The sequence below is a fragment of the Pantoea sp. sgz302252 genome, from assembly GCF_047713085.1.
GTDB lineage: Bacteria > Pseudomonadota > Gammaproteobacteria > Enterobacterales > Enterobacteriaceae > Scandinavium.
Genome location: NZ_JBLFJW010000032.1, coordinates 55,177 through 65,307, shown reverse-complemented (window position 1 = coordinate 65,307; position 10,131 = coordinate 55,177). Strand labels below are relative to the sequence as shown.

Sequence of the window (10,131 nt, the reverse complement as noted above, 5' to 3'; positions counted from 1 at the left end):
GGCATCAAAGCCAAACCAGGCTGGCTGATCGTGGTGGCCGGACACACCGATAACACCGGCAATCCTCAACTGAACCAGACGCTGTCTTTGAAGCGCGCCGCAGCGGTGCGTGACTGGATGCGCGACACCGGTGACGTGCCGGAAAGCTGTTTCGCCGTGCAGGGCTATGGCGAAAGTCGACCTGTCGCAACAAATGACACCACGGAAGGGCGAGCGCTTAACCGCCGTGTCGAAATCAGTCTGGTGCCACAGGCTAACGCCTGCCAGATACCAGGCAAAACCCCAGCGTCATCGCAGGATGATGACGTTTCTCAACACTAATGGAGTAAATCCGATGGCAATTCCAGTTTATCTTTGGCTGAAAGACGACGGCGGTGCGGATATCAAAGGTTCTGTAGACGTGCAGGATCGTGAAGGCAGCATCGAAGTTGTCGCTCAGGAGCATAACCTGTACATCCCGACCGACAACAACACCGGCAAGCTGACCGGTACCCGTATCCACACCCCGTTCCTGTTCACCAAGGAAATCGACTCCTCCAGCCCGTACCTGTACAAGGCTGTGACCACCGGTCAGACCCTCAAGTCTGCGGAATTCAAGTGGTACAAAATCAACGACGCGGGCCAGGAAGTGGAGTACTTCAACACCAAACTGGAAAACGTGAAAGTGGTGAAAGTGAATCCTGAAATGTACGACATCAAGGATCCTTCTAAAGAGAAGCACAACCACCTTGAGCGCATTGAACTGCGTTACGAAAAAATCACCTGGACCTACAAAGACGGCAACATCATTCATTCCGATTCCTGGAACGAACGCGCCACGGCGTAATCCCGTTGCGGGCAGGCTTGCGCCTGTCCGCAGTTTTTCGCTGAGCGTCTGCCCACGCAGGCCCTGAGCGAAAAATCACATTCTGCCTTCCTGACCTTATGCGCTTTGGTAAGTACACAGCGATGGGCGGTAGCGTGCCCGGGAAAAAATAAAGAGAGAGAAAAATGGAAACTTCAGCCGTCCTGTTACGCCGACTCAATCCTTACTGCGCCCGCGCGCTGGAAGGCGCAGCTTCTCTGTGCCAGACCCGTGCGCATGCGGAAATCCTGCCAGAGCACTGGCTGCTGAAGCTGCTGGAGCAGGGCGAAGGCGATCTCACCGTGCTGGCACGTCGCTACGAGTGGGATATGGACGGCATGTGGCAGGCGCTGCTGGGCTGGCTGGATAACCTGCCGCGTTCCGTGCGCGGCCGTCCTCAACTGGCGGAGTCTCTGAATCAGTTGCTGAAACAGGCGTGGATGGCGGCTTCATTGCAGGGCGAAGAGCAAATCCGCAGCCAGCACTTACTGCTGGCACTGATTGAAAGCCCGAAACTGATCCGCTGCGATGGCCTGTGGCCACTGTTCACGCTGGGCCAGAGCCAGCTGGAACGTCTGCGTCCTTTGCTGGATGCGCAGTCTGACGAGCGCCCGGAACTTCAGCTTGAAGAAGAACTGATTGCTTCGACGGGCGGCGATGTTGAGATGATCGGCCGTCCGGCAGGCAGCGAAGTGAAAGAGGGCGAGCTCAATCCGGCCCTGCAAAATGCGCTGGATAAATTCACCCTGGATGTCACGGCGAAAGCGAAAGAGGGCAAAATCGACCCGGTCTTTGGTCGCGATACCGAAATCCGCCAGATGGTCGATATTCTCTCTCGCCGTCGTAAAAACAACCCGATTCTGGTCGGCGAACCGGGCGTGGGGAAAACTGCGCTGGTAGAAGGCCTGGCGCTGCGTATTGCCGAAGGCAACGTGCCGGAATCGCTCAAACCTGTGATTTTGCGCACGCTTGACCTCGGTCTGCTTCAGGCTGGCGCGGGCGTGAAAGGCGAGTTCGAGCAGCGTCTGAAAAACGTTATCGATGCCGTGCAGCAGTCGCCAGTGCCGATTTTGCTGTTTATCGATGAAGCGCACACCATTATCGGCGCGGGTAATCAGGCGGGTGGCGCAGATGCCGCGAACCTGCTGAAACCGGCGCTGGCGCGTGGCGAACTGCGCACCATCGCCGCGACAACCTGGTCCGAATACAAACAATATTTTGAACGCGATGCCGCGCTGGAGCGCCGCTTCCAGATGGTGAAAGTCGACGAGCCGGATGACGACACCGCGTGCCTGATGCTGCGCGGCCTGAAATCCCGCTACGCTGAACACCACAATGTTCACATCACCGATGATGCGGTGCGCGCGGCGGTTACACTTTCCCGCCGCTATCTGACAGGCCGCCAGCTACCGGATAAAGCCGTTGATTTGCTGGATACCGCGAGCGCCCGTGTACGTATGAGCCTGGATACCGTGCCGGAACAGCTAACCCGCATCCGCGCACAAATCACCGCGCTTGAGATGGAGAAGCAGGCGCTGCTGGAAGACATCGCGCTGGGCAGCCAGACGCACGGTGAACGCCTGTCAGTCATCGAGCAGGAAGAAGTCAGCCTGATTGTTGAGCTGGATAAGCTGGAAACCCAGTACGGCGAAGAGCTGAAACTCACCGGGCAACTCCTTGAAACCCGCCAGGATATCTCGCGCCAGAGCGAGACGAATGCGCTGCAACAGCAGCTGAGTGGCATGCAGCAAAACAGCCCACTGCTTTCTGTTGATGTGGACGTACGCACTGTGGCGACAGTGATTGCCGACTGGACGGGCGTGCCGCTTTCCTCCCTGATGAAAGATGAGCAGACAGAACTGCTGAGCCTGGAGCAGGAGATTGGCAAGCGCGTGGTTGGGCAGGATGTGGCGCTCGAAGCCATCGCCCAGCGCCTGCGTGCCGCCAAAACCGGCTTAACGTCTGAAAACGGACCGCAGGGCGTGTTCCTGCTGGTTGGCCCAAGCGGCGTGGGGAAAACCGAAAGTGCGCTGGCGCTGGCAGATTCCCTGTATGGCGGTGAAAAATCCTTGATCACCATCAACCTGTCGGAATACCAGGAGCCGCATACCGTTTCACAGTTGAAGGGTTCCCCTCCGGGCTACGTCGGTTACGGCCAGGGCGGCATTCTGACCGAAGCCGTGCGCAAGCGCCCGTACAGCGTGGTGCTGCTGGATGAAGTGGAGAAAGCCCACCGCGATGTCATGAACCTGTTCTACCAGGTCTTTGACCGTGGCTTCATGCGCGACGGCGAAGGCCGCGAGATTGACTTCAGAAATACAGTAATTCTGATGACCTCGAATCTCGGCAGTGATCACTTAATGCAGTTTCTTGAAGAAAATCCGACAGCCAGCGAAGGCGAATTACACGAATTACTGCGCCCGATTTTGCGAGATCACTTCCAGCCAGCACTGTTAGCACGTTTCCAGACTGTGATTTATCGCCCACTTTCTGAACAAGCCATGCGCTCAATTGTGGAAATGAAACTCGATCAGGTGAGCAAACGCCTGCACCGCCATTACGGGTTGACGTCACACGTTGACGTAAGTCTGTATGACGCACTCACATCCGCCTGTCTTTTGCCTGACACTGGGGCGCGTAACGTCGACAGCTTACTCAATCAGCAAATCCTGCCAGTTTTGAGCCAGCAACTTCTTAGCTACATGGCGGCAAAGAATAAACCCAAGTCCTTAACATTAGGCTGGAGTGAAGACGAGGGGATTGAGCTTGAATTTGATGTCGAGGCATTCATAGCCACAGGAGAGGCGTAATGAGCACGAACCCGGTACTCAGATTTAGCCATAACCACCATCTGCTGAAAGTCTCTGGCAGTAGTGCTGAACTGGATGTGCTGGCTTTTGAAGGGCAGGAAGCCCTGAGCAAGCCGTTCAGCTATCGGGTGGAGTTCACCAGCGCCGACCATGCCATCAGCAAAGAGAGGATGCTGATGAAAGCCGGGTCCCTGACGCTGCAGGCCCCGGTGGACCAGGGCTTCGGGATTAAAATCCAGCAACCGGTGCGGGTAATTCAGGGGGTGGTGAGCGGGTTTGAACGCCTCAGCACCTCGGAGGATGAAACCCGTTACGCCCTGACGCTGACGCCGCGCCTGGCGCTGCTGGACCGTTCGCACGAGAACGCGATTTACCAGGATATTTCAGTTCCCGGCATTGTGGAGAAAATCCTGCGCGAGCGTCACGGCCTGAAAGGCCAGGATTTTGTTTTCTCGCTGACCAAAGAGTACCCGCGCCGTGAACAGGTGATGCAGTACGGGGAAGATGACCTGCACTTTATTACCCGTCTGCTGGGTGAAGTGGGTATCTGGTTCCGTTTCACGACAGACACGCGTCTCCACATTGATGTGGTCGAGTTTTACGACAGCCAGCAGGGGTATGAAAAAGGCCTGAGCCTGCCGTCAGTGCCGCTGTCCGGCCAGCATTCCAAAGGCGTGGACTCGGTGTGGGGCATGGAAAGCCACCACCATGTGGTGCAAAAACAGGTCAGCACCCGCGATTACAACTACCGCCAGGCCACCGACGACATGAATGCCCAGGTGGATGCGACCCGGGGAGACGGCACCACCTACGGCGAAGCCTACCATTACGCGGACAACTACCTGACGCAGGGCAGTGCCTATGACCACAACCCGGCACCCGAGTCCGGGGCTTTCTATGCCCGCATCCGCCACGAGCGTTATCTGAATGGTCAGACGCAGGTGGCGGGCATCACCAGTAGCCCGACGCTGTCCCCGGGCCAGGTGCTGAAAGTCACCGGCGGCTTCGAAGTGGCCGACGTGTTCAGCGCGGGCGTGCTCATCACGGGCATGACCAGCTATGCAAGACGCGATAAGGATTTTGTGGTCCATTTCAGTGGCCTGCCGGACAGCACTGATTTTGGTTTCCGCCCGGAGCCGGGCAAGCGTCCGGTGATGGCAGGCACCTTACCGGCCCGCGTAACGAGCACCACTGTCAATGACACCTACGGCCACATCGACAAGGACGGCCGCTATCGCGTCAACATGCTGTTTGACCGTGATAACTGGGAGACCGGGTTTGAAAGCCTGTGGGTTCGCCAGTCACGCCCGTATGCCGGGGACACTTACGGCCTGCATCTGCCGCTGCTGGCAGGCACTGAAGTGGCGATTGGTTTTGAAGACGGCAACCCTGACAGACCATATCTTGCAGGCGTGCTGCACGATTCGGCGCACGGCGACCACGTCACCATCCGCAACTACAAACGCAACGTGCTGCGCACCCCGGCGAACAACAAAATCCGCCTCGACGATGAGCGCGGCAAGGAGCATATCAAGGTCTCCACCGAGTACGGCGGCAAGAGTCAGCTGAATCTCGGGCATTTAGTGGATGCTGAGAAGCAGAAGCGCGGTGAGGGTTTTGAGCTCAGAACCGACAGCTGGGGAGCCATCCGGGCACAGAAAGGGATGTTCATCAGCGCTGATGGGCAGGCGAAGGCGCAGGGGCTACAGCGCGAAATGCAAGCGGCGCTTAAGGAACTTGACGCTGCCAGAGAGGTAACTTCTGGATTACGTCATGCCGCTCAAGCAGCTCAGGCGGAATTAGCCGATCTTGAGAAACAAACGGCGCTAATGAATGACACGCTTAATGATCTTAAGCAGCAAGCATTACTTTTGTCAGCCCCTTCGGGAATAGCGCAGGTCACTCCAGCGAGTGTGCAAGTTTCTGCAGGTGAAAATTTAATCGTTACGGCAGGTCAAAATGCAGATCTGAGCATTGCCAAAAAATTTACTCTGGCGGTGGGCGATATTCTGAGTTTATTCGCACATAAACTCGGGATAAAAATGTATGCCTCGGAGGGCAAAGTAGATATTCAGGCGCAATCTGATGCGCTGAATTTATTTGCTAAACAGCAGCTTTCTATTGCCAGTTCAGACAACAGTGTTGTCATTTCGGCTAAGAAAGAAGTCCTCTTAGTTTGTGGTGGGTCATTTATACGGTTAAGTGACGCGGGAGTTGAAGTCGGTACTGGCAAAAATGTCACGTTGAAATGCATTGCGGTTCAGCAGCAGTCTGCTTCCACGTTAAATTCATCTCTTTCTCTGCCTTCGGGCTGTAAACCTGGGGTCATTTCTGCGGCTCAGCAACAAGGGGCTGTAGTGACTCTTGGCTAATAGATGAGGAAAAAATGATGACCAAAAAATTAGCTGTTTTGGGCGATCGGACGACCAATGGAAAAATAGTTTCGGCAACTGCCAACTATTTCAGTGAGGGAAAGCAGGTGGCACAAAATAACGATAAAGCTATCTGTAGTGTTTGCAAAGGAACATTCCCTGTTCAGGCTACTGCTGTGGGCATTGTCAGCAATGGCATACTTCTGGTGCAGGATCAGGATCGTGTTCTTTGCCAATGTTCCAGTCATAAGGTGATCGCCGGTTCTAATTTTTTTACCGGTTAAGTTAGACACTTTGTATTTGCAGGTTTAGCTAAAAAAAGGACTGTAATATGGCATGCCAGGGTTTATGCACAACGAAAGGTTTGACGGTTCTGCCAGTACGGTATGCCGTAGTGCCGGAAAATATTAATGCCAGTTTACCTGGGTGGGCGAACGATCCGCGCATTACAGGGGTAAAACTTGCCAATAATGAAAAGTACACACTCCGGGCGCTTCGCCAGGGTTACCTCTACGTTTTCTATGAAAAAGGAAAACAAGGTACCAACTACTGGCAATGTTACAGCATTGCTCCTGATGGTTCATTGTGGCTGCAGCAGGTGGCTTCTAATCCAGCTGCGGTGGATAAGGCTATGTGCGAAACGGGCGAACATATCGCGCAAAACGTAGAGTTCATGAGCATTGAGTCCCCGGATAAATGCGGCAATGTGTGGTTTGCTTTCAGCCAGTATCCGTGGGAGCAGGAAACGCTCGATCGGTATCGCTCAACGCCGAAAGATCGCAGTGAGAGAATGCAGAAAGTCATGCCTTCTGTGTTGGGCGCGCAGCGCAGTAAAACAGGGACTGAAGTTACCGAATCTAGCCTGAATCAGGTTCTGGACTATCAAGTTCCTTCTGTTTTCGGTCTGTTGCCAGGGCCGGATGATGTAAAGGTTCAGAACGTCAGCCGGGCGCCGTCGCTCTGGGACCCGACGGTGGATGATCCGTGGCGGATCAATAACGATGTGGTGAAAATGCAGTCCAGTTTGTATCCATGGGCGAAAGGTCGCAGTGGTATGACAACGGCGACGGTCACGGCAATGCAAAAGCGAAGCGAGGGGATGACGCCACTGCTGCTTCCTCTTTGGGATCCGGTGGGGATCGTGCATGAACTGAACGGCTGGAGCCAGGATGTTCTGGGGCGTCAGAAGCAGTTCCTGCAGGAGCGTGAGCTGGAGTTTCTGACGAAAACGAACCTCGATGCAATAAAAACGCTGCTGGAAAATAATGTCCAGACGCGTGGTGAGGATCAACTTGCGCGAGCGGGTGAAAGCTCAATGCTCTCGGACAAATTCCTGGATACGCGTTTGCAGGCACTTGAGAGGCGTTATCAGGGGAAGCCTGATGTGCTGACGCAAATCAGGGCGGATGACAAATTAGTCAGAAACTGGCATGCGCAGAATGTAACGGCATCGTACCCCGAAAGCGTTTTGATGAGTCAGCCTGAACCACTGGCCGCTCACCAGAGACGTGTTGCCGCGATAAAAGCTCAGGTTGACAAGGAACTGGCTGAACGCCCTAAAGTTTTCAGTGATGTTCGGGCCAGGAGTTGGGCGCCCTACCAAAAACAGCTAAACACAATCCGACAGGCGAACTTCGATACTTGCTACAAGAGCCTGGGTGACACCGTTAACGCTATCTTCCAGAAAAGGATCGTCAGCGTTGTGAACTGGCTGAGTGCGCCTCTGTTGGTGGCAACGCTGGATGATTTTCACTGCGTGACACAACGAGCAGGGCTTTTCTACCAGTCAGCCGTGGGCATGGCAATGCAAGGCATCAACAGCTGCCCTGCAGGGGCTGCAAAACTGGATGGTTGGTGGGGGGAGTACAGCACAGGTAATCGTACCAATCTGCTGTGGCGGCATGTAGCGGCAAACAATCCAAACATGATGGGCGAGCTGGAGCCGTTTCTGGCAACGGTGAAGGGCAGAAAGGATGAAGAGGTAACGCCGCTGACAGCCACAGCCGTGACTGCTGCTCTGATGCAGCAGGTTGGTAATATGAAAAAACTGGAAGGGTATTACCAGAAATCTTTGGGCAATGTCGTGAAGGGCTTGAAGGAAAACGCCAGTAAGTTAGAAGTGGAGCTTTTCAGGACCGATGCGTTTATCGTGGCAGTCGGTGATCGGGTAAGCCGCGTTCTGCTGGTTGATAAGATAGGCGAAAAGTTGGCGACCACTGCATTCCGGCTGGTATTTATGGTAAGAGCTGGGGTGCCGTCAGAGAAAGTTCACTCGTTAGTGAATGAATACCTTAAAGATGCGCCGGCTTTGCGTCAGACGGTGCTGGCAGGTGTCCGCAACAGTAAACGCTTTATGGCAAGCCAAAGTGAAGTGGTGACCATTAAGCAGACACTGAGCAGCAAGCTGGAAGAGCATTTTTCGACAGAGAAGGGCAAGGGCGAATACCGGCTGGCAAGAATAAACAGCCTGTTGTTAGTGCTGAATGCAATGGATTTTATCTACCTTTGCGGACAGGTACAGGATGAGAAAAAGCCGCTGTCGAGTCTGATGGCTAGTGGGCTGGCAATGGTAAGCCAGGGGACTTCGGTCTTTTTACCTGCAATAGAAAAAGGCCTGGAAGCGCGACCGCTGACGGTGGCCTGGATTAAAGGCGCAGGTGCGGCGGCAGGCGGTGCCGCTTCGCTATTTTCGGTGTATGCAGACTGGTGTTCAACAAAGGCTGAGTTTGAGAATAACCGTTTTGTTCTGATGAGTGTTTTGGGACTAAAAACATTCGTTGATGTACTGGGGGCTGTAAAATCTGTTGGTCTACTATTGGAAGTAATTGACAAGCCGCTTGCTCAGAAATACGCAGGGAAAATCACTGGTTTTCTAGCTGTAGAATTTTTAGGCATCCGTGTGCTGGCGGTACTGATGACATGGGAAGCGATGATAGCAATAACACTGTTGCAGATGGTGGTAACCTGGATCTCAGATAATGAACTCCAACTGTGGTGTAAGAAATCAGTGTTTGGAACTGCTCCGTTAAATCGTTCCCTAGTTGATCAGGATAAAGCGCTGGAAGCAGCAATCAAGGATATTTCATGAATTCAGTTGAACAAAAGCCGATATGCTCACGGTTTGTCAAACCCGAAAAACTGGCAGATTTACGTACTAAACAAGAAATTGAGGTGATGAACGGCAGACCCTGGACACGAGAGCTGCCTCCTCCACCGGTATTACCGCCTTATGGGCCTCTGGAAAAAATCAGTGGGCGGCTGGAATCCTTCAGCAGTGAATACTTTAGAGAGTACTTTGACGTAAAAGCCTACAGGACCAGCAGTCTGCCGGAGATATCCGATGCTCAGCGTGGCGCGGCGGCGGCGGCGGCAATCTCTGCAGGAAGCCCCGGCGTTGGGATTGCAATTATGGCCGAGAGCGAATCTTCGAATGATTCAGCGGAGTACGTCCAGGGGATGATTAATGGCAGGCCGTTTCGTGGCTGGGTCGGAATAACCCGGCTTAAAGCAGGTGATGATGTTGATATGGTGGTTGAGTGGCAGCATGACCACTATGAGGTGTATGCCATTGCACTACCAGAGGAAAGAATAGTTTCAATTTGCCCAAAATGCGATATGGGCCATATGGCTCATATGCTTTGGCGAATAAAAAATATGTTTATTCTCACTGCAATATTCATTTTCACAGTGACGCTATTTGGCATTATTAGTGATGTAATGGATGGCTCCTGGAGTGGATTTTACAATTTTATTTTTATATATCACTGGTTATACATTATCGCTTTGCTGGGGGGAGGGGGGCTTTCTGGGTTGATAGCACTTTCCGCCTATAAAGCCTGTGCTCCCACTCGCTGCAAACTGACAGAGGAAATATGTCAGTTTCTATGTGTGCAAAACGTTGCAACTACTAATCTTAATAAAACAACAAAAGAACGAGAGCAACAGTTGAAAGATAAAGGTATGTGGCATGAGCCTGGTGATAAGAATAAGCCTGCATGCCCTAGTGGAAAGGTCCTTTATTCGGCGGAATATTGGTTCTATTACTAATTGTCATCTTTAAACGTATCAGGCTAATAAAGATAAAACGCTGGAAGCAGCAATCAAG

7 protein-coding genes are annotated in these 10,131 nt (G+C 53.3%); all 7 read left to right on the top strand.

Annotation, left to right across the window (positions count from 1 at the left end; all coding sequences use genetic code 11):
• The coding region (locus ACLW56_RS20360; RefSeq protein WP_330985524.1) for an OmpA family protein at window positions 1-321 on the top strand (321 nt) is incomplete at its 5' end.
• Window positions 322-334: 13 nt separating this feature from the next.
• Window positions 335-826 carry a type VI secretion system effector Hcp gene (hcp, locus tag ACLW56_RS20355; RefSeq protein ID WP_024558534.1) on the top strand — a complete coding sequence of 164 codons (492 nt, stop codon included), beginning with the start codon at window positions 335-337 and terminating at the stop codon, window positions 824-826.
• 164 nt (window positions 827-990) lie between these two features.
• Window positions 991-3,654: a type VI secretion system ATPase TssH gene (gene tssH, locus ACLW56_RS20350; protein WP_330985523.1), complete on the top strand. Its 2,664-nt coding sequence runs from the start codon at window positions 991-993 to the stop codon at window positions 3,652-3,654.
• Window positions 3,654-6,026, top strand: coding sequence for a type VI secretion system tip protein VgrG (locus tag ACLW56_RS20345; RefSeq protein WP_330985522.1), 2,373 nt, complete (start codon window positions 3,654-3,656; stop codon window positions 6,024-6,026). Before tssH ends, ACLW56_RS20345 begins: the two co-directional genes overlap by 1 nt.
• Window positions 6,027-6,043: 17 nt before the next feature.
• Window positions 6,044-6,310 (top strand): PAAR domain-containing protein, encoded by a 267-nt coding sequence (locus ACLW56_RS20340; protein WP_330985521.1) that lies wholly within the window; start codon window positions 6,044-6,046, stop codon window positions 6,308-6,310.
• Window positions 6,311-6,357: 47 nt separating this feature from the next.
• Window positions 6,358-9,114 carry a T6SS effector BTH_I2691 family protein gene (locus ACLW56_RS20335; protein WP_330985520.1) on the top strand — a complete coding sequence of 919 codons (2,757 nt, stop codon included), beginning with the start codon at window positions 6,358-6,360 and terminating at the stop codon, window positions 9,112-9,114.
• Complete coding sequence (locus ACLW56_RS20330; protein WP_330985519.1) at window positions 9,111-10,073, top strand: putative type VI secretion system effector; 963 nt, start codon at window positions 9,111-9,113, stop codon at window positions 10,071-10,073. The genes ACLW56_RS20335 and ACLW56_RS20330 overlap by 4 nt, the downstream gene beginning before the upstream one ends.
• The last annotated feature ends 58 nt before the right edge of the window (window positions 10,074-10,131 follow it).

Bases quoted from the DNA above. Each gene is read 5' to 3' on its own strand.
- ACLW56_RS20340 (WP_330985521.1), top strand. From the start codon at position 6,044: ATGACCAAAAAATTAGCTGTTTTGGGCGATCGGACGACCAATGGAAAA.
- tssH (WP_330985523.1), top strand. From the start codon at position 991: ATGGAAACTTCAGCCGTCCTGTTACGCCGACTCAATCCTTACTGCGCC.
- ACLW56_RS20330 (WP_330985519.1), top strand. From the start codon at position 9,111: ATGAATTCAGTTGAACAAAAGCCGATATGCTCACGGTTTGTCAAACCC.
- ACLW56_RS20345 (WP_330985522.1), top strand. From the start codon at position 3,654: ATGAGCACGAACCCGGTACTCAGATTTAGCCATAACCACCATCTGCTG.
- ACLW56_RS20335 (WP_330985520.1), top strand. From the start codon at position 6,358: ATGGCATGCCAGGGTTTATGCACAACGAAAGGTTTGACGGTTCTGCCA.
- hcp (WP_024558534.1), top strand. From the start codon at position 335: ATGGCAATTCCAGTTTATCTTTGGCTGAAAGACGACGGCGGTGCGGAT.